The sequence below is a fragment of the Vibrio sp. 704 genome (assembly GCF_033339295.1).
The window spans coordinates 1-554 of the sequence record NZ_JAWOUH010000852.1 but is presented as its reverse complement, the minus strand read 5'-3'; the positions used below and the strand labels follow the sequence as shown (position 1 = coordinate 554).

The 554-nt window shown below is 53.4% G+C and carries 1 protein-coding gene; it reads right to left on the bottom strand.

Going from position 1 to position 554, the window contains the following annotated elements:
* Nucleotides 1-554, bottom strand: a 554-nt coding sequence (gene traN / locus R7R24_RS29515; RefSeq protein WP_318120565.1) for a conjugal transfer protein TraN, incomplete at both ends; no start/stop codon positions are given.

Sequence of the window (554 nt, the reverse complement as noted above, 5' to 3'; positions counted from 1 at the left end):
GCGCGAAGTTACCACCCGAAACAACACCATCGGCTCCAACCGCGCCACCAACGTTACTAAACAGTGCCGATTGCGCCCCCGAACCAAAGGTAGTTCCTACCCATTCAGCCGTTTTGTTGGTCAACACCTGCATAAAGCCAGTCGCAGCTTGCTCCGCTCCCGCGCCAGCAGCCGTTGATGGCCCAGCCCCCATGAGAGAGTCCCATGCAGACACAAAAGGCTCTTTAACCGCACTCCAGGTACTGGTGATTGGTTCCCTGAGCGTATTCCACGAACCATAGATTGCCGAAGACGGATTCATGGCCATGACTGCCGTATCAAGCTTGTTGACCGCAACTATCATCGTGATGTAATCCGATAGCGACACGCCACTTGGCTTTTCACAGCAATCCACTATGCCGCCAACGGCTTTCTTGCACTGGCCAGCATTACCTTTGAAGACCGTACACTCGACGTTGTCTTGGCCATCAGCTCCCGTACATGACATATCATTGGTCATAAACTGCGCCGCATTAAGCATCGCTGCGGCTTCTGCAAAGTTAGCCTGCTTGATT